Source organism: Viridibacillus sp. FSL R5-0888, from assembly GCF_038009105.1.
Taxonomy (GTDB): domain Bacteria; phylum Bacillota; class Bacilli; order Bacillales_A; family Planococcaceae; genus Viridibacillus; species Viridibacillus arenosi.
This window is the reverse complement of record NZ_JBBPAU010000001.1, coordinates 836,340-854,919: the sequence shown is the minus strand read 5'-3', so window position 1 is coordinate 854,919 and position 18,580 is coordinate 836,340. Positions and strand designations below refer to the sequence as shown.

Here is an 18,580-nt window from a genome sequence, read left to right as displayed (position 1 = left end):
ATCGCAAACATTGTAACATAGTTCCAGAGATTGTGGGATATATTTCAGTTTATTTTGTAAAGACTTTTTTGATTTTTTCAATTGCCCAATCTAATTCTTCTTTAGAAATAATTAGTGGTGGTGCAAAACGAATCACTGTATCATGTGTCTCTTTGCATAATAAACCTAGTGTCATCAACTTCTCACAGTATGGACGTGCTAATTCATTTAACTCCATTCCAATGAATAAACCGCGACCTCTCACTTCTTTTACCGCATCATTATCAATTTTCTTCAGCTCATCCATGAAATAATTTCCTAGCTCTAATGAACGTTCAGCAAGCTTTTCTTCTTTTAGCACATTTAATGCTGCAATTGAAACTGCACATGCAATTGGATTACCGCCAAAAGTCGATCCGTGCGATCCTGGATTGTAGACACCTAAAATCTCTTTACTAGCGACAACACATGAAATCGGGAAAACTCCCCCACCTAAAGCTTTACCTAAAATGTACATGTCAGGATTTACATCTTCCCATTCACATGCAAACATTTTCCCTGTACGAGCTAAACCTGCTTGGATTTCATCAGCGATAAATAATACGTTATTTTCACGACATAAATCTCGTGCTGCTTTTAAATAACCCGCTGGTGGAATAACAATACCCGCTTCTCCTTGAATCGGTTCAACTAAAAACGCAGCAGTATTTGGTGTAATAGCTGCTTTTAGAGCATCTAAATCACCGTAATCTACTAATTTAATACCAGGTAACATTGGTCCGAAACCTCTTTTATACTCTGCTTCTGAAGACAGAGATACCGCAGTCATTGTACGGCCATGGAAGTTCCCATTACATGCTATGATTTCTGCTTGACCCTCTGCTACACCTTTTACATCGTAAGCCCAACGTCTTGCTGCTTTAAATGCAGTTTCTACAGCTTCAGCACCTGTATTCATAGGTAGTGCCATTTCTTTTCCAGTTACTTCACAAACTAACTCATACCATGGTCCAAGTTGATCACTATGGAAAGCACGAGACGTTAATGTCACACGGTCTGCTTGATCTTTTAATGCTTGAATGATTTTTGGATGGCGATGTCCTTGGTTTACAGCAGAATAAGCTGAAAGCATATCCATAAATTTATTTCCTTCTGGATCCTTTACCCATACTCCCTCTGCTTCTGAAATAACGATTGGCAGTGGTAAATAGTTTGGTGCACCAAATGTTTCTGTTTGCTTAATAATCTCATGTGTCTTTGTCATTATATTTCCCCCTAAAATGTAAACGCAAGCTTTCTAACGTCCACTATTTTCTTTATAGAAGACAGACATATGCAATATAGTCTGCCTTTTTGTTTTTTCTCATTAAATCTTTTTTGATACAGACTGATTAAAGCGTCTCTGAAGTTGTTTTTGCTTGCATATGCAATTGTAAATAGTCTGGACCGCCTGCTTTAGAATCTGTTCCGGACATGTTAAAGCCTCCGAATGGTTGGTAACCTACGATTGCTCCTGTGCACCCACGGTTGAAGTATAAATTACCTACATGGAAATCTTCGCGCGCTTTTTCTTGATTCATACGATTTTTTGTAATAACTGCACCTGTTAAACCATATTCAGTATTATTTGCAATAGCTAATGCTTCATCGAAATCTTTAGCTTTTGCAATAGCTACTACTGGTCCAAATATTTCTTCCTTCATCACACGTGCTTCTGGAGTCACATCAACGATTACTGTTGGATTTACGAAGAATCCTTTTGAATCATCTGCAGTGCCTCCTGCAACAATTCGGCCTTCTTCTTTACCAATTTCAATGTAGCTAGTAATTTTTTTGAATGCAGCAGCATCGATTACTGGTCCAGTGAAATTTGATAAGTCAGTTGGGTCCCCAACTGATAAGCCTTTTGTCAATTCTTCGACACGAGCTACTACTTCATCGTAAACATCTTCTACAATGACAGCTCTTGAACATGCTGAACATTTTTGACCGCTAAACCCAAATGCTGATTTTACGATTGATTGTGCAGCAAGTTCTAAATCTGCTTCTTTATCAACTACAATAGTATCTTTACCGCCCATTTCAGCGATTACACGTTTCAGCCAAATTTGACCTTCATTTAATTTTGAAGCGCGTTCGTTGATACGTAAGCCCACATCACGTGAACCAGTAAAACTAATGAAGCGTGTTTTCGGATGATCTACTAAATAGTCTCCTACCTCTGCCCCTGAGCCCGGAATATAGTTAACAACGCCTGCTGGTAATCCAGCTTCTTCAAGAATTTCTACGAATTTATAAGCAACTACTGGCGTCGTAGATGCTGGTTTTAAAAGTACTGTATTTCCTGTTACTACAGCAGCTACTGTTGTACCTGCCATAATTGCGAACGGGAAGTTCCAAGGCGAAATTACTACTCCAACGCCTAATGGAATATAGTCATAACGGTTGAATTCACCTGGACGACTTTCAACTGGTTGACCGTCTTTTAAACGTAACATTTGTCGACCGTAATATTCTAAGAAGTCAATTGCTTCCGCTGTATCAGCATCAGCCTCATTCCAAGGCTTACCTGCTTCTTTTGTTAATAGCGCAGAAATCTCATGCTTACGGCGACGAATAATCGCTGCTGCTTTGAATAATACATCTGCACGAATTTCAGGTTTTACTTTCTTCCATGTATGAAAAGTTTCATCTGCTACTTGCATCGCTTTCTCAGCTAATTCTTTGTTAGCCTTTGAAACTGAGCCGATAACTTCTTCTTTATTTGCTGGATTATATGAAATGATTTGATCATTCGTTGTAATACGTTCTCCACCGATGATTAACGGATATTCTTCCCCAAGATATCCTTCCACCTTTTTTAAAGCCTCTAAATATGCTGTGTTGTTCTCTTCTTTAGAGAAATCTGTAAATGGTTCATGTTTGTACGGAATCATTTGTAATCCTCCTTTGTGATGTAAGTGCAAAAAATATTTGCATTTATAAATTGTTTACACTTATAATAATGCAAAAGATTATTGCGTTTTTCAAGTAAAAAATATTTAAAATTATAAAAAAATTTCAAGGTGATAAAATATGAAACCAATTGACAACGATTTAACCCCCTTTTACCGCCACGCTACAGAACATGCTTCTGTTGGCATTCATGCAGTAAATGCCCAAGGGCAAACGGTTATTTATAACGATAAAATGAAAGATATTGAGGGTTTGAATTTAAAGGATGTTATAGATCGTTCTATTTTAGAACTCTTTCAATTTGAGCAAGAAGAAAGTACATTACTTCAAGTTCTACAAACTGGCGAAAAAGTACTCAATGTAAAACAAACCTATTGGAATCATAATGGTCAGGAAATTACGACAATTAATGATACATTTCCCGTTTTTGAAAATGATGCACTAATTGGGGCTATTGAGTTCGCTCGTGATATTACTACACTTGAAAAGCTCGTTTACCAACCACTAAGACGTTATGGTGAACCAATTACTTTTTCAAGTATTACCGCTGTTTCTCCACCTATGAAGGCAGTTATTCAAACAGCTGAAAAAGCTGCAACAGCAAGACTCCCAGTACTTTTAATCGGGGAATCTGGTACTGGTAAAGACTTAATTGCTGAAGGCATCCATCATAATTTAGATCCTGTAAATCAACATTTCATCACGATATTCTGTCAGCGTTCAGATTCAGCCATTTTAGAAAAACTATATGAAAGTACAAACTCACTTCAAAATTGCACGATATTCTGCGAACGTATTGAATTTTTGTCTTTAACGTTACAGGAGAAGTTATTACAATTATTAGAAGAGAACCATATGAAAAACCATATGTTTATCGCTAGTATTGGTGGAGATCCAATAGATTTAATTGCTTCTGGCCAACTGTTAAAAGAACTCTATTATTTTTTCGCATCCGTCACGATTAATGTGCCACCATTACATTCAAGAAGAGAAGATATTAAACCATTTATAGAGAACTTTCTGAAACGTCATCGTCAACGTTTCGGTTCTAATATTCAAGACTTGTCTAGTGAAGTAAATGAACTTTTCCATCTATATGATTGGCCGGGTAATTTAAAGGAATTAGAAATTCTGCTTGAGGAAATTGTCTCAATGGTAACGACAGAGGAATTGATAACATTTGAAATGCTGCCACTCCATTTCAAATGGAAGGTGCAAGCATTGCGGGACTCATCACACGATGCATCCTATTTTGTTGTACAAAATACGAAGGAACTATTACCGCTTGATGAGTATTTACGTGAGGCAGAAGAATATTATTTGCAAAAAGCATTGAATATGTATGAAGGAAATATCACGAAAACAGCTAATGCACTTGGGATGAGCAGACAAAATTTGCAATACCGTATTCGAAAAATGAAGAAATAAAAAGAGGGTTCACATTAATGTGAACCCTCTTTTTATTAACCTTTTATACCTGATTGATCGATCCAATCTTGTAACTTTTCTTTTAATGAATTGAAACCAACTGCATCTTTTTCGTCAACACGCGCTTGTAAAGATTTTCTTGGCGCGTTTTCTTTACGTTTCATCGGGGGGCGTTCCTGCAGTGCACGAATAGATAAGCTGATTTTGCTCGCATTTTCATCGATTTCAAGTACCTTTACTTGTACTTCCTGACCAACCGATAAAAGATCTGCAATGTTTTTTACGAAGCCGTACGTAATTTCAGAAATATGCACAAGTCCTTGGGTATCTTCGTCAAGAGCAACGAAAGCACCATAGGGTTGTATTCCTGTTATCTTACCAGTTAACACATCTCCTACTACATATTTGTCTGCCATAAGCCCTTCCTACCTTCTGTAGCTATATATACACTATATTCATGTTAAATTATAACATAGTGGTATAGTACGGGCAAAAAATCACTTTGTTGGATTTAATGGGATAAGCCAACCATTTTCTTCTTTGATTAGTCTGAACTCACTTACATTAAGTAAATCTATTTGGTCTTCTTTCTTCCTAACAATCAGAAGACGTGTTTTAACTGATGGTAGCGATATATTTAATACATCTGCTATTTGCTCGTATGTTAGTTCACGAAAGTAATAGAGCACAATAGGATGGCGGAATTCATCAAGTTGCAAAATAGCTTGAGGTAGTTCTTGATCCTCCTCAAAGACTAAAATTCATTCTTCAGCTGAAGGTGTAAATGTATGTTTTGAACTGTTTTGTATCAATCTATGTTCCTTCGCTACTTCACTCGTTTCCTTGCGATAATAGTCGCGCGTTGCATTTAAGGTAATTTTATATAGCAGGTTGTAAATCTCTCATGATTAAATTGGTGTAAAAAACGGTAAAGCTTTATAAATACTTCTTGAGTGACATCTGGTATGTCATGCACATGAACTCCACACTGAAAAGTAAACTTTTCAACTGTTCTATGATGAAGCTGTATAAGTAGGCTATATGATTCTAAATCCTCACTTTGAGCTTTGGCGATTAGTTCCTTAACTGGCATTGTCCCCCCTCGCTCTCTGTTGTTCTGTTGGTGATACGATAGAAGTTTCAATTTTGTTTCACAAAATCCTATACTTTTTTCTAATTGATTGAGGTAGAATAAAACAATCCTTACTAAAAGGAGGACATAAAAAGTGTCAAATAGGGATCAATTTGCGTCAAGGATAGGATTTATTTTAGCGGCAGCTGGTAGCGCCATTGGTTTAGGGGCTATTTGGAAGTTTCCGTATATGGCTGGTACTAATGGTGGTAGTGTCTTTATATTGCTATTTATTATATGTACATTATTTATTGGACTGCCTATATTAGTGGCTGAATTTATGATTGGACGACGTGGTCAAACAGATGCTGTTTCCTCATTTAAAAAACAAGCTCCAGGTACACGTTGGTTTTTAACTGGTTGGGCAGGTTTTATATTGTCTGCTATTATCTTATCCTTCTACAGTGTTGTTGGTGGATGGATATTAAGTTATATTGTTCGTGCAATTTCATTTCAATTATCTGGTAGTGGCGAAGATTATTATGGTGAGCTTTTTGCCTCTATTACATCAAATCCTTGGGAAGTTGTCATTGCCCAAGCTGTATTCTTATTTCTCACTGTCTGGATTGTACAGGGTGGAGTAAAAAACGGGATTGAAAAAGCAAGCAAATGGATGATGCCATTACTATTTATTTTCTTTATCGTATTAGTTATCCGTTCTTTAACTTTAGATGGTGCAATTGAGGGCATTAAATTTATGTTCGTACCTGATTGGTCATATTTCACAGGTAAAACGTTATTGATGGCTTTAGGACAAGCATTCTTCTCCTTAAGTGTTGGGGTTTCGGCTATGCTGACTTATGCTTCTTACTTATCAAAAGAAACGAAAATAGGTAGCTCTGCAATGAATGTTGCTTGGATGAATATTGGTATTTCTTTATTAGCTGGTTTGGTAATATTCCCTGCTGTATTTGCATTAGGTTACTCTCCTGACCAAGGTCCAGGGCTAGTCTTTATTATTATACCTGCTGTGTTCCAGCAAATTCCTTTTGGTTCAGTGTTTATGATCATTTTCTTTATCTTATTATTATTTGCAACAGTGACATCTGCTATTGCTATGTTAGAAATTGTTGTAGCAACTGCGATGGGTCCAAAATATGATAAACGTAAGCAATATTCATGGCTATGCGGCTTTGGGATTTTCATCGTTGGTATTCCTAGTGCATTATCTTTTGGTGCATTGTCCGATATTAAAATTTTCGGTCTATCGATTTTTGATTCAGCTGATTTCCTTACGAATAATATTGGTATGCCAATAGGTGCACTACTTGTTGCTATTTTCTCAGGTTATAAAATTTCGAAAGCAGACGCTGCTGCTGAATTGAACACAAAAGATTGGATCTTCCAAACTTGGCGTATTCTTGTTCGTTTCGTCGCTCCAATTGCAATTATTATCGTCTTTATTCAAAGTGTGTTCTTTAGATAACGTCATTTTTCTGTCACTTAAGTTAGAAATTTCTTCACTCAAGCCGTGATATAATTTAATTATTATTATTGTAGACGATTTGAAAGGAGTGCTTTATTTATTATGATGATTCAAGATTTTCATACTCAGCTTCGCCAACTTCGTGGTGAACGTAATATTTCACTCGAGGAATTATCTTTACAAGTTTGTGTTAGTGCAGGGAAACTAGGGCGCTATGAATCTGGAGAAGATATTCCTTCAAAAGAGACGATTTTCAAGCTTTCAAATGCATTAGAAGTTCCATTGTCTAACTTAACGGACGGTTTACAATTACATTAAGTAAAAAAAGCCTTATTGCTCGAGTTTCATCGAGCAATAAGGCTTTTTCATTTATACGATACATTTGGCTTCAAATTTTACGGCTAATAGCTTATATGAAATTCCGATACATTCTTCTATAGGAATCCATCTTTCGAATGACTGCTCGTAAATTCCTTGAATTTTCTTACCTAACACAGTTGGATCATCAATATGCTGTAATTCCGCTACGACATCGGCTGCTTCCGTATCATATGTGAAATTCCCCATTTCAAAAGGATCCCACTCAGAAAGGATATGTATAGCCTTTCTATTCATTGCAATATTCTCCATATTTTTTCACCTATTTACTTTTCATCTTTAATGGTTATGATAACATAGATATAAAAAAAGAAAAGAGGGATATACTTGAGTAGATTTGACCAAGTGATTAATAGACGAGATACAAACTCAGTAAAATGGGATATGATGAAGGCAATTTACCAAATTGAAGATACATCAGATATCTTACCAATGTGGATTGCAGATATGGATTTTGCTGCTCCTGAAGTAGTAACTAAAGCCATCCGTGAGCGTTTAGAACACCCTGTGCTAGGTTATGCAGTTGCAGATAATGCAACAACAGCAACGTTCGTCAATTGGGTTGAAAAGCGCCATAATTGGACAATCGAAAAGGATTGGGTTCTCTATCATAGTGGTGTTGTCCCTGCCATTGCATCTATTGTTGAAGCTTATACAAAGCCAAAAGACAAGATTTTAATCACCCCGCCTGTTTATCCTCCATTCACTAATGTTCCGATTGCGTTAAAACGTGAGATGGAAGAGTGTGTAATGGTAGAAAAAGATGGTCATTATTCACTAAACTTTGAAGCGTTTGAAAAAAGTGCAGCAAAAGAAGCAGTGAAGTTATTCATTTTATGTAACCCACACAATCCAGGGGGAATCGTCTGGAGTGAGGACGATTTACGTGAAATGCTTCGAATTTGTGCAAAACACGATGTACTGATTTTATCAGATGAAATTCACGCAGACTTAATACTTGATGGTAAAAAGCATATCCCTCTCGCAAAAATTGCTGGTGAAGAGGCTGCTCGTGTTATTACTTGTATGGCACCAACGAAAACATTTAACTTAGCAGGTGTACAAGTAGCTATGATGATTGTTACTGACGATTCTATGCGTGATAAACTTTTACAAAATGCTGCTTCGCATGGTCAAATGGGACCTAACATTTTTGCTATTGATGCAATGAGAGCCGTATATACTGAAGGTGAAGAATGGTTAACTGAGTTATTGTCATATGTGTCAGCTAATATGGACCTTGTTATTGAGCAGATTCCTGCTGCTGTTCCTGGCATTAAAATTGTAAAACCTCAGGGTACATACTTATTATGGATTGACTACCGTGGAACTGGTTTAGAAGAAGAAGAAGAAGTGATGGAACGCTTGTTACATACTGGGAAACTCGCTTTAGATCCAGGTTCTAAATACGGGGAATCAGGTCTCGGATTCGTTCGTATGAATGTAGCCTGTTCAAAAGCAACTGTACAGGACGGCATTGAAAGATTTATAAAAGCATTTAAATAAGCAAAGAAAAACCAGTCGAATCTAATTCGACTGGTTTTGTTTTGCATCTTGTTGACGATTTTGAAGAATTTCTTCCTCTAGCATTTTTGTTTTAAGCTCTTGTTTTTTGGCCATTTTTTTAACAGTAAAAAACACAGCGACACATAGAACTAAAATAATTGCTAATTCAATTGCTGCTGGAAGATATTCCGATTTGTCTTCAGGAAAATAGAGAAACTCATTTAATACCCAAGTTTTCATCTGAGAACACTCCAATTATTATTTTTGAAGAATTTCAATTGATTGAATTGAAATGTCTTCAAGTGGTTTGTCACGCATGTCTTTTTCTACATCAGCCATTTTATCAACGATGTCCATACCTTCTACAACTTGACCGAATACAGTATGTTTGTGGTCTAACCAAGGTGTACCGCCGTTTTCTGTATATGCTGCGATAATTTCTTCTGGATAGCCAGCATCTTTCATTTGTCCGATCATGTTAGCTGGAACTGATGGCATTTGAACGATGAAGAATTGGCTTCCGTTTGTACCTGGACCAGCGTTAGCCATTGATAAAGCACCACGAATGTTGAATAAGTCATTTGAAAATTCATCTTCAAAAGTTGATCCATAAATGCTTTCTCCACCCATACCTGTACCAGTTGGATCTCCACCTTGAATCATGAAGTCTTTAATAATACGGTGGAAAATGATACCGTCATAATAACCATTTTCAGCGTGAGTTAAAAAGTTTTGAACTGTTTTAGGTGCATGCTCTGGGAATAATTTAATCTTGATTGAACCTAAAGTCGTTTTCATTTCTACTAATGCTTCGTTTGCTTGTACTTCAGTTGTTAATTGTGGATACATAATATACTCTCCTTTAAAATCGTGAATGTTTAGTTACCCTTTTTACGGGGAAAATAAAAGTAATTTTTAAAGTGGGTTTATCCCACCATCGCAACCTTAATAACTTCAACACTTTGAGGTTGCGTATACTACTTGGATACCTCGTCATAGTCTATCACAATTCACACTATTTTTCAGTTAAAAACTCCATCATTAGCATTTGAAGAGCTTCATTCAAAATTCATAATGCTTTATACTACGAATAGACCAAATAATACAGCGAAAGAAAGTGCTCATATGAACCCACAGCAAAAACGCAATTTTATCATTATCTGGTTTGCTAACTTGTTAGTTGCAGGAACAACTACTATGATTATGCCCTTTCTATCATTATACATTGAAACGATGGGCAATTTCACCGAAAGTTATGTCCAAAAATGGGCAGGTTTAATCTTTGGTGCCACATTTGTGTCTGCTTTTCTAATGTCACCTATCTGGGGACGAGTTGCAGATAAATATGGCTATAAACCAATCTTAATTATTAATGGCTTTGGCATATCGATCAGTATTTTCTTTATGGGACATGTACAAAGTGTAGAACAGTTTTTCTTATTACGCTTATTCATGGGTATTGTAACGGGATTCATCCCGACATCTCTTGCGTTTATAAGTAGACAAACACCAAAAGAAATTGCAGGAAAAACCCTAGGAACTCTACAAATGGGGAGTGTAACAGGGACACTTTTTGGTCCAGTTGTCGGTGGTTTGTTGGCAGATGAATTCGGTTTTCAGTATACGTTTATTATTACTGCGATTTCCATTGCAACTGCTGCCCTACTTATCATTTTCGGTGTCCGTGAAATCCAAAAAGTGAAAAAGAAAAATGCGATTGTATACTCTCGAATAGCAGTATTAAAAGGCATATTCCATCATCGTTTATTATTTAATGTCATGATGATTACAAGTCTTATTCAAATCGGAAATTTCAGTATTCAACCTTTACTTTCTCTTTATGTATCCGATTTAACAACTAGTGGGCAGGTTGCCTTTCTAGCTGGACTGACCTTTAGTGCTGCAGGTGTTGGGAACTTATTATTCGCAAGGTTCTGGGGCAGGCTTGGTGACCAAATAGGTTATGAAAAGGTGTTAACAATTCTTTTAGCAATAGCTGTTGTTTTCATTATTCCACAAGCATTTGTGACATCACTTTGGCAATTGATGGGACTTAGATTGTTGTTCGGTATTGCAGTTGGTGGTCTAATTCCTACTACTACGGCTCTAATACGTCGCGAAGCACCTATAGATATCCAAGGTGAAGTCATGGGCTATAATACAAGCTTTCGTTTCCTAGGGAATATAATCGGTCCTACATTTGGGGGAATCGTCAGTGGATTTATCGGAATTTCTTCCGTTTTCTACGTAACAGGCTCATTATTTTTAATAGCTTTCATTTTATTAAAGTGGACACGTAAATATCCAAAACAGCATTTAGAAGACATTTTAGAATCGTAAATTGGGATAGCATATTTTTATTAGATTACGGCTGAGAAATACTTTATTTTTTTACAGCCTTCTTGTAAAATGTGCTATTCTTTTTTATGAGCGTTTTCATTTCTTTAACCTTACTATACATATAGAAACATTTAATTGAGGGGGGTATCATTGAGAAAAGTAGTTGGTAGTCTTATTATTATCCTCTGTATTCCTTTACTGTTTTTTCTATTCGAACAAATTTCAATAGAAAAGAATACAGCTAATACTTTGGATAAAAAATTCACATCTTCCATTCAGTTAGATGCGACAAACTCACTCATTCCAACTGTCATAAGAGATCAAAATAAGGATACCTTTTCAGAGGAATATACAGAATGGCGCAAACCTATGAAGCTTGCGGATATTCCAGAGTTTGTTCAAGAACTATTTTTATATAGTGAAGATGAGCATTTTTATGAACATATCGGCTTTGACTTAAGTGCCATTGCGCGTGCTATTGTTGCAAACTCATCAAGTGGTGAATCTTCCCAAGGTGGGAGTACCATCACGCAACAACTTGTTCGCATGCGTTATTTATCAGAGGAAAAATCTTATGAGCGAAAAGTACTTGAAATTTTCTATTCATATGAGTTAGAAAGAAAAGCTTCTAAAGACGAAATTTTAAATATGTATTTGAATGAAATGTACTTTAGTAATGGCGTTTATGGTATTGGTGGTGCATCAACTTATTACTTTCAACGCCCAGTAAATAAACTAACAAAAGCTGAGATGGCATTTTTAGCGGCCATTCCAAATAACCCCTCTTTATATGACCCTGTCAAACATTTTGTTAATACAAAAAAAAGACAGGAACGCCTTATCAACAAACTAGTGGATAAGGAAATTCTAACAAAGAAACAAGGAAAGAAAATTAAAAAAGAAAAAATAACACTTACTATCAAGCAGAAAAAACAACTTTACCCTGCCTATAGTACGTATGTATTAAGTGAATTACGATCATTAATCGCCGACAAAGAAGGATTTACAAAGCAACTTAAAGCAGCTAAAACAACTTCTGAAAAAAGAGGCATTAATAAAAAGCTGACTAAAAGGGTTAATACTTTGCTAAATGATGGTCTGATTATCGATACTGCCCTATCTCCTATTAAGCAAAGAGCTGACCAGAATGCAATCGATCAAGCCATTTCCTATACTCAAGATTTACAAGCAGCAGCCGTTGTTATTGATAATAACAATCGTGAAATTGTTAGTATTTATGGAGGTAAGGAGTATGAGAAATTTGATTATAATCGAGCATTTCAGGGAGTACGTCAGCCAGGTTCTGCATTTAAGCCATTAATTGATTATGCACCTTATTTTGAAACCACATCAGCAACTCCTAATACGATTGTGAGCGGTCAGCCTTTCTGCATTGGCTCTTACTGCCCTCAAAACTATGGTGGACAAGTGATTGGCAATGTAACGCTTCAACAAGGTTTCCGAAATAGTTACAATACTGTTGCTATGCGTTTGTTTCATCAAATTGGTGCTAACAAAGCATTTTCCTTCTTGAAGCCATTTCAATTTGATTCATTATCAAACGCTGATCACATCTATCCTGCCGCTATAGGTGGATTAACACATGGTGTTACGACATTAGAATTAGCTGATGCCTATACTAGCTTTATTAACGGGGATTACGAGCCAGTTCATGCCATTCGTCAAGTACAAAGTCGCGATGGCAAGCTTCGATATGAATGGGAGCAAAAGCAAAAACAAGTTTGGTCACCTAGTACCATCCAGCATATGCGAACATTATTAACGGATGTTGTTCAAAATGGAACGGGAGTTGGTATTCATATTAACTCTCCTTATGTAGGTGCAAAAACGGGGACTACTAATGATTATCGTGATTATTGGCTTGCAGGCTTAACAGATCGCTATACTTCTGCAGTATGGATTGGATTTGACCGCCCTAGAAATATGTACTGGCTTGAAAATGCTAAAATACATCATCGTATATTCTCTAATATTATGCAATAAAACAAAAAGCTGTCGTGGGTGAGTTATATCCCCTGACAGCTTTTTATGTTCCCAACATTTAAATTGGTAAACTTGCTAAAATACCGTTATACAATTTAAAAATGACATAAACAATTAATGTTATTAAGATACTCCAAAGTAAAATATCAAATATTAAAACACCAATCGTAGCACCTAACGTCATATGATTACTAATTTTATAAATGACATAAATAAAGTATGTAAGGACCGTCAGTAAGAAAATAATCATTAATAACATGAACGATTGAATGCCGAAAGCAGAAGCTATGGCTCCAAAGAAGAAAATAACATTTCCTCCCCGTGCTTCAGCGACTGTTTTACCATCAATATCTTTTGAAAAGAACAGCATTGCTAATTCATGAATTGTCTCTCCTATCAACTTTAATGCAGAGAACAACATAAAATAGCAAAGTGCAAAAACAATTAATAAAAATACACGTAACTGTATTTCTGATAAAAACTCGCGCATACCTGTGTATACACCAATAGATTTGAAGACTTCAATGGATTCTGTTACCGTATACAATCCAAAAGTTAAACTAAAAAGTATGATCGTAATCAGCGGTAAATATCCATAAACATAAGGGTTTTTCATCTAAATTCCTCGATTATTTTATTATTTATTTCCTATTTATAATATCGAACAAATACCCTTACTATCAAGGGAAACAATAAAGATTATGCCATGCAAATGTATGTATAATGAGCTATAATATGATTTGTTGACTGCATATTAAGTTTTTTTGAAAGGAGGATTTATTTGGTACAAGTATTATTTATATTCATACCAATTATCGCTGCAATCTTTATACCTGTTCTTTTTAAGAAGGTAAGAGGAATCCATACTGGCTGGTTTGTATTAATTGTTCCAGTTGTGTTAGCAGCCATTTATGCCTCTTATATTTCGAGAGTGATGCATGGAGAAACCATTGTTTCAAAGGTCAATTGGGTTCCATCACTTGATATCTCATTTATCTCCTATATTGATGGCTTAAGCCTGTTATTTTCGCTTCTGATTACGGGAATAGGTGCCTTAGTCGTTCTTTATTCTATCTTCTACTTAGATCGTACACGTGAACAATTACATAATTTCTATGTCTATTTGTTAATGTTCATGAGTGCCATGCTGGGCGTTGTACAATCAGACCATTTAATTAGTTTATATCTATTTTGGGAGTTAACATCTATTTCTTCCTTCTTATTAATCGGCTATTGGTATGACCGTGATCGCTCTAGATTTGGTGCATTAAAATCGATGATGATTACTATATTTGGTGGCCTCATGATGCTAGGAGGTTTCATTCTTTTATCCATTATGGGTGAAACGTACTCTATACGCGAACTCATCGCACAAGCTCCAACACTTGTTTCACATGATTGGTTCACCCTATCACTAGTACTTATTCTTTTAGGGGCATTCACAAAGTCTGCACAGTTCCCATTCTACATTTGGTTACCTGATGCGATGGAAGCGCCTACACCAGTTAGTGCATATCTTCACTCTGCGACGATGGTTAAAGCCGGTATCTATTTAGTAGCACGTTTAACACCTATCTATGCTAGCTCAGAAATTTGGGTGTGGCTAGTTATGGGAGTCGGTTTATTTACATTATTCTGGGGTTCTTTCTTTGCTGTAAAGCAAACAGATTTAAAAGGCATATTAGCTTTTTCAACTGTCAGTCAATTAGGACTAATTATGTCTTTGCTTGGTGCAGGAGCTGTTGCATTCCATGTTGACCAAGCGCAGGATACTGTATTTAAATTTGCTGCCTTTGCAGCTATCTTTCACCTTATAAATCACGCGACATTTAAAGGTAGTCTATTTATGATTGCAGGTATCGTTGATCATGAAACCGGTACACGTGATATTCGCAAGCTCGGTGGATTAATGAGTCTTATGCCAATCAGCTTTACAGTTGCAGCAATCGGCAGTTTCTCAATGGCTGGTGTTCCACCATTTAACGGATTTTTAAGTAAAGAAATGTTCTTAACATCTATGCTTGCTATAAAGGATTTTAATCTTTTTGCAATGGATACATGGGGAACTATCTTCCCTATCGTCGCTTGGATAGCAAGCGTCTTTACATTCGTTTATAGCTTCTATTTTGTATTCAAAACATTTACCGGTAAATATAAACCTGAATTATTACCGAAAAAAGCCCATGAAGCACCTATTGGTATGCTTATTTCACCAATAATTTTAGCTGCACTTGTGGTAATCATATTCTTTATCCCCAATATAATTGGAGACGTTTTTGTAAAACCAGCTGTTCTAGCTATTCAACCATTCTTATATGACTCAGCTAGTGCTATTCCAATTCATGTCTCTGCTTGGCATGGCTTTAATACTGAGTTATTTATGACAATCGGTATTTTCATTGTTGGCTTCTTGCTATTCTTAACGATTCCAAAATGGCAAAAGTTATACAAAATCGCACCAGATTGGTTGTCACTCAATCGTTTATACGACCGATTCATGACATTCTTAGATAAGGATTTAAATTTTATTTCAAAACTATATATGACTGGTTCAATTCGCAATTACTTAGTCTATATGTTCTCTTTCATCGTTGTCATTACTATTAGTACTTTATTTGTAAAAGATGCTTTTAGTTTCTCGATGGAGGGTACAGCACCAATTCATGTGTATGAGATTATTTTAATTCTCGTCCTGATTATTAGCACTATAACTGTTTTGCTCTCAAAATCACGCTTAACAGCCATCATTGCGTTAGGAGCCGTAGGTTATACAGTAGCGCTGTTCTTTGTTATCTTTAACGCGCCAGACTTAGCTTTAACACAACTCGTTATTGAAACGGTGTCGGTAGCACTATTCTTACTTGCGTTTTATCATTTACCGAAACTTAGTCGACATGAAGAGCGGATTCGATTCCGCTTAAACAACTTTATCATCTCATTAGGTGTTGGTGTAATGGTGACACTCGTTGCTTTGTCTGCACAATCTCAAAAGCTTGTACCTTCTATTACGGAGTATTACAAAGAAACCGTCAATACATTAGCCGGTGGTGGTAATATCGTAAACGTAATCTTAGTAGACTACCGTGGATTCGATACATTATTTGAAATTACGGTGTTATCTATTGCTGGTATGGCTATCTTAGGTATGATTAAACTCCGCCTAAGTAGAAAGGAGAATGAGCATGAAAACAAATGATGTCATATTAAAAACGACTTCACATGTCGTATTTTTTATCATCTTTCTCTTTTCAATTCATGTCTTTTTAGCAGGTCACTTTGCACCTGGTGGCGGATTTGTTGGAGGTTTACTTACTTCAAGCGCCATCGTACTTTTACTGTTGGTTTATGATTTAAAAACTGTTCAAAAATTATTACCGATCAACTATACAATTATGACTGCTAGTGGTTTAGTTTTAGCACTCGGAACTGCTTCTATAGGTATGTTTTTGGGTAAACCTTTCTTCAAGCATTATTTTGACCATTTCTATCTACCGTTAATTGGTGATACTGAATTGCATACTGCAATGCTTTTTGATACAGGTGTTTATCTAGTAGTTGTTGGTGTTACGTTAACAATCATTCAATCGATTGGAGGGGATGATTGATGGAAGTCATAATGGCCATTGCCATTGGTTTTCTATTCATGGCAGCTGTCTACTTAATGCTATCTAAAAGTTTACTTCGCATTATTATTGGTACTGGCCTTCTTAGCCACGGTGCTCACCTACTTATTTTAACAATGGGTGGTTTAGGCGGCAGTGCACCTCCAGTGTTATCAGAAGGCGTTACAAATATGGCTGATGCCATCCCACAAGCGTTAATCTTAACAGCAATTGTTATTAGCTTTGGTGTTACTGCTTTCTTCTTAGTACTAGCTTATAGAGCTTATCAAGAGCTTGGCACGGATGATATGAATTTAATGAGAGGAACTGATGAAGATGATGAGTAATTTCCTATTGTTGCCAATCATCATCCCGTTCTTCTTTGGAATGTTGTTGATGTTTGCACCAAAAAATATTCGTTTTCAACGAACTGGAGCAATGACAGGTTTATCAATTGCTGTAGTTGCTGCTATTGTATTGTTATTTAAAGTGAAAAACGAAGGCCCGCAAGTTGTAACATTTGGGGACTGGCCTGTTCCATTTGGGATTACGATGGTTTCAGATATGGTATCTGCATTGCTAGTTCTAACATCTGTTATACTTGCTTTCTTTACTGTATGGTATAGCATTGCAGCTATAGGTAAAGAACGTGAATCGTACTTCTACTACCCAGGTATTTTATTTATGCTGACCGGTGTGAATGGTGCCTTTACTACAGGTGATATCTTCAACCTATTCGTTTTCTTCGAAGTGTTGTTAATGTCATCATACCTGTTAATCGTTCTTGGTGGCGAAAAGGCACAATTACGAGAGTCCATTAAGTATATTTTAGTCAATGTAATTTCATCTGCTATTTTTGTTATTACAGTAGCTTATCTATATTCGGTTGTAGGCACGCTAAATATGGCTGATATCGCTGTGAAAATTGCAGACATTCAGCAACCCGGTATTATTACCGTCATTGCTGTTTTATTCTTAATTGTATTTGGATTAAAAGCAGCCATTTTCCCACTGTTTTTCTGGTTACCTTCTTCATATGCCGCTCCTCCTATTCCTGTGCTTGCACTATTTGGAGCGTTATTAACTAAGGTTGGCGTTTATGCTATTACTCGTACATATACGCTATTCTTCGTACATGATATGGGCTTTACGCATGAACTATTAATGATTTTATCAGTGCTAACGATTCTCGCCGGATGTATTGGAGCATTAGCATACTTCGATGTAAAGAAAATCATTATTTATAACATTATTATTGCAGTCGGTGTTATTTTATTTGGGGTATCTCAAATGAATGACAATTCTTTAATGGGCGCAATGTTTTATTTGATCCATGACATGCTAATTAAAGCAGCACTATTCTTCTTAGTTGGTATCGTCATTGCTGTTACAGGTACCTCAGATTTACGGAAAATGGGCGGTCTTATGAAAACTCATCCTGCTTTAGGATGGTTTTACTTAATCGCAGCATTTGGACTTGCTGGTATCCCACCATTAAGCGGTTTTATAGGTAAACTTTTAATCGTTCGTGGAGGTTTTGAAGCAGGTAATCTATGGGGAAGTTTATGGATTTTATTATCCAGCTTAGTCGTTTTACTATCTGTAATTCGCATTTTCATCTATGCATTTTGGGGCAAAGAGAAAAGTCCATTACAACCTGTGGAAAAAGGTTACTATCGAATGATGTTTATCCCCACTGTTATTCTAGTAGTGCTGACGGTATTTTATGGCGTTGGTTCAGAGTGGATTACACCATTTATGCAAGATGCAGGAAATATATTAAATAATCCATCTGTGTATACAGATGCCGTGTTAAAGGAGTAGATGACG

At 36.3% G+C, this 18,580-nt stretch carries 19 protein-coding genes; 10 read left to right on the top strand and 9 right to left on the bottom strand.

The window, feature by feature from the left end; translation table 11 throughout:
* Positions 1–49: 49 nt before the first annotated feature.
* Together MKY02_RS04200 and pruA are read right to left on the bottom strand one after the other, a co-directional pair.
* Positions 50–1,243 (bottom strand): ornithine--oxo-acid transaminase, encoded by a 1,194-nt coding sequence (locus tag MKY02_RS04200; protein WP_038188479.1) that lies wholly within the window; start codon positions 1,241–1,243, stop codon positions 50–52.
* Positions 1,244–1,370: 127 nt separating this feature from the next.
* The gene (gene pruA / locus MKY02_RS04195; protein ID WP_038188481.1) at positions 1,371–2,915 is read right to left on the bottom strand and encodes an L-glutamate gamma-semialdehyde dehydrogenase; all 1,545 of its coding nucleotides are present in this window, start codon (positions 2,913–2,915) and stop codon (positions 1,371–1,373) included.
* 139 nt (positions 2,916–3,054) lie between these two features.
* On the opposite strand from pruA, the gene MKY02_RS04190 reads away from it, so the two are divergent.
* Complete coding sequence (locus tag MKY02_RS04190) at positions 3,055–4,362, top strand: sigma-54-dependent Fis family transcriptional regulator (RefSeq protein ID WP_038188482.1); 1,308 nt, start codon at positions 3,055–3,057, stop codon at positions 4,360–4,362.
* Positions 4,363–4,397: 35 nt separating this feature from the next.
* Here the strand turns inward: MKY02_RS04190 and yugI are convergent, their stop codons facing one another.
* The 3 genes from yugI to MKY02_RS04175 all read right to left on the bottom strand — a co-directional run bounded on the left by yugI (position 4,398) and on the right by MKY02_RS04175 (position 5,455).
* Positions 4,398–4,778 (bottom strand): S1 domain-containing post-transcriptional regulator GSP13, encoded by a 381-nt coding sequence (yugI, locus tag MKY02_RS04185; RefSeq protein ID WP_038188484.1) that lies wholly within the window; start codon positions 4,776–4,778, stop codon positions 4,398–4,400.
* An 81-nt stretch (positions 4,779–4,859) separates the two neighbouring features.
* Entirely contained in the window at positions 4,860–5,051 is a 192-nt protein-coding gene (locus MKY02_RS04180) for an RNA polymerase sigma factor (protein WP_235175764.1), read from the bottom strand.
* A 179-nt stretch (positions 5,052–5,230) separates the two neighbouring features.
* Positions 5,231–5,455 carry a sigma factor gene (locus MKY02_RS04175; protein ID WP_235175762.1) on the bottom strand — a complete coding sequence of 75 codons (225 nt, stop codon included), beginning with the start codon at positions 5,453–5,455 and terminating at the stop codon, positions 5,231–5,233.
* 133 nt (positions 5,456–5,588) lie between these two features.
* Here MKY02_RS04175 and MKY02_RS04170 point away from each other — a divergent pair, with 133 nt between their 5' ends.
* Positions 5,589–6,920, top strand: a complete 1,332-nt coding sequence (locus MKY02_RS04170) for a sodium-dependent transporter (protein ID WP_340710682.1) — start codon at positions 5,589–5,591, stop codon at positions 6,918–6,920.
* A gap of 102 nt (positions 6,921–7,022) precedes the next feature.
* Positions 7,023–7,238: a helix-turn-helix domain-containing protein gene (locus MKY02_RS04165; RefSeq protein WP_327192149.1), complete on the top strand. Its 216-nt coding sequence runs from the start codon at positions 7,023–7,025 to the stop codon at positions 7,236–7,238.
* Positions 7,239–7,289: 51 nt separating this feature from the next.
* Here MKY02_RS04165 and MKY02_RS04160 read toward each other — a convergent pair whose 3' ends face one another.
* Positions 7,290–7,550: a DUF1871 family protein gene (locus MKY02_RS04160; protein WP_038188490.1), complete on the bottom strand. Its 261-nt coding sequence runs from the start codon at positions 7,548–7,550 to the stop codon at positions 7,290–7,292.
* Between the two features lie 75 nt (positions 7,551–7,625).
* Here MKY02_RS04160 and MKY02_RS04155 point away from each other — a divergent pair, with 75 nt between their 5' ends.
* Positions 7,626–8,804 (top strand): MalY/PatB family protein, encoded by a 1,179-nt coding sequence (locus MKY02_RS04155; protein ID WP_038188493.1) that lies wholly within the window; start codon positions 7,626–7,628, stop codon positions 8,802–8,804.
* Between the two features lie 21 nt (positions 8,805–8,825).
* Here the strand turns inward: MKY02_RS04155 and MKY02_RS04150 are convergent, their stop codons facing one another.
* Positions 8,826–9,044: a hypothetical protein gene (locus tag MKY02_RS04150; protein WP_038188496.1), complete on the bottom strand. Its 219-nt coding sequence runs from the start codon at positions 9,042–9,044 to the stop codon at positions 8,826–8,828.
* Positions 9,045–9,062: 18 nt separating this feature from the next.
* On the bottom strand, positions 9,063–9,653 hold the full coding sequence (locus tag MKY02_RS04145; protein ID WP_038188505.1) for a peptidylprolyl isomerase: 591 nt from the start codon (positions 9,651–9,653) through the stop codon (positions 9,063–9,065).
* Positions 9,654–9,929: 276 nt separating this feature from the next.
* Between MKY02_RS04145 and MKY02_RS04140 the strand changes: the two genes are divergently transcribed.
* Both MKY02_RS04140 and MKY02_RS04135 read left to right on the top strand, forming a co-directional pair.
* The gene (locus MKY02_RS04140) at positions 9,930–11,144 is read left to right on the top strand and encodes an MFS transporter (RefSeq protein WP_038189105.1); all 1,215 of its coding nucleotides are present in this window, start codon (positions 9,930–9,932) and stop codon (positions 11,142–11,144) included.
* 150 nt (positions 11,145–11,294) lie between these two features.
* On the top strand, positions 11,295–13,148 hold the full coding sequence (locus MKY02_RS04135; protein WP_076034577.1) for a transglycosylase domain-containing protein: 1,854 nt from the start codon (positions 11,295–11,297) through the stop codon (positions 13,146–13,148).
* Between the two features lie 58 nt (positions 13,149–13,206).
* On the opposite strand, the gene MKY02_RS04130 is transcribed toward MKY02_RS04135, so the two are convergent.
* Positions 13,207–13,764 (bottom strand): DUF5366 family protein, encoded by a 558-nt coding sequence (locus tag MKY02_RS04130; protein ID WP_038188511.1) that lies wholly within the window; start codon positions 13,762–13,764, stop codon positions 13,207–13,209.
* A gap of 165 nt (positions 13,765–13,929) precedes the next feature.
* On the opposite strand from MKY02_RS04130, the gene MKY02_RS04125 reads away from it, so the two are divergent.
* Genes MKY02_RS04125 through MKY02_RS04110 form a run of 4 tightly spaced genes read left to right on the top strand, consistent with a single transcriptional unit; the run spans position 13,930 to position 18,574 of the window.
* Positions 13,930–16,344 carry a Na+/H+ antiporter subunit A gene (locus MKY02_RS04125; protein ID WP_038188514.1) on the top strand — a complete coding sequence of 805 codons (2,415 nt, stop codon included), beginning with the start codon at positions 13,930–13,932 and terminating at the stop codon, positions 16,342–16,344.
* Positions 16,331–16,753 (top strand): Na(+)/H(+) antiporter subunit B, encoded by a 423-nt coding sequence (locus MKY02_RS04120; RefSeq protein ID WP_038188517.1) that lies wholly within the window; start codon positions 16,331–16,333, stop codon positions 16,751–16,753. Before MKY02_RS04125 ends, MKY02_RS04120 begins: the two co-directional genes overlap by 14 nt.
* On the top strand, positions 16,753–17,097 hold the full coding sequence (locus tag MKY02_RS04115) for a Na(+)/H(+) antiporter subunit C (protein ID WP_038188520.1): 345 nt from the start codon (positions 16,753–16,755) through the stop codon (positions 17,095–17,097). The genes MKY02_RS04120 and MKY02_RS04115 overlap by 1 nt, the downstream gene beginning before the upstream one ends.
* The gene (locus MKY02_RS04110) at positions 17,090–18,574 is read left to right on the top strand and encodes a Na+/H+ antiporter subunit D (protein WP_076034589.1); all 1,485 of its coding nucleotides are present in this window, start codon (positions 17,090–17,092) and stop codon (positions 18,572–18,574) included. Before MKY02_RS04115 ends, MKY02_RS04110 begins: the two co-directional genes overlap by 8 nt.
* Positions 18,575–18,580 lie beyond the last annotated feature (6 nt).

Excerpts from the sequence above, each read along its gene's own strand:
- MKY02_RS04165 (WP_327192149.1), top strand. The coding sequence starts at position 7,023 with ATGATGATTCAAGATTTTCATACTCAGCTTCGCCAACTTCGTGGTGAA.
- MKY02_RS04145 (WP_038188505.1), bottom strand. The coding sequence starts at position 9,653 with ATGTATCCACAATTAACAACTGAAGTACAAGCAAACGAAGCATTAGTA.
- MKY02_RS04140 (WP_038189105.1), top strand. The coding sequence starts at position 9,930 with ATGAACCCACAGCAAAAACGCAATTTTATCATTATCTGGTTTGCTAAC.
- yugI (WP_038188484.1), bottom strand. The coding sequence starts at position 4,778 with ATGGCAGACAAATATGTAGTAGGAGATGTGTTAACTGGTAAGATAACA.
- pruA (WP_038188481.1), bottom strand. The coding sequence starts at position 2,915 with ATGATTCCGTACAAACATGAACCATTTACAGATTTCTCTAAAGAAGAG.
- MKY02_RS04190 (WP_038188482.1), top strand. The coding sequence starts at position 3,055 with ATGAAACCAATTGACAACGATTTAACCCCCTTTTACCGCCACGCTACA.
- MKY02_RS04150 (WP_038188496.1), bottom strand. The coding sequence starts at position 9,044 with ATGAAAACTTGGGTATTAAATGAGTTTCTCTATTTTCCTGAAGACAAA.
- MKY02_RS04115 (WP_038188520.1), top strand. The coding sequence starts at position 16,753 with ATGGAAGTCATAATGGCCATTGCCATTGGTTTTCTATTCATGGCAGCT.
- MKY02_RS04120 (WP_038188517.1), top strand. The coding sequence starts at position 16,331 with ATGAAAACAAATGATGTCATATTAAAAACGACTTCACATGTCGTATTT.
- MKY02_RS04160 (WP_038188490.1), bottom strand. The coding sequence starts at position 7,550 with ATGGAGAATATTGCAATGAATAGAAAGGCTATACATATCCTTTCTGAG.
- MKY02_RS04175 (WP_235175762.1), bottom strand. The coding sequence starts at position 5,455 with ATGCCAGTTAAGGAACTAATCGCCAAAGCTCAAAGTGAGGATTTAGAA.
- MKY02_RS04200 (WP_038188479.1), bottom strand. The coding sequence starts at position 1,243 with ATGACAAAGACACATGAGATTATTAAGCAAACAGAAACATTTGGTGCA.
- MKY02_RS04130 (WP_038188511.1), bottom strand. The coding sequence starts at position 13,764 with ATGAAAAACCCTTATGTTTATGGATATTTACCGCTGATTACGATCATA.
- MKY02_RS04110 (WP_076034589.1), top strand. The coding sequence starts at position 17,090 with ATGAGTAATTTCCTATTGTTGCCAATCATCATCCCGTTCTTCTTTGGA.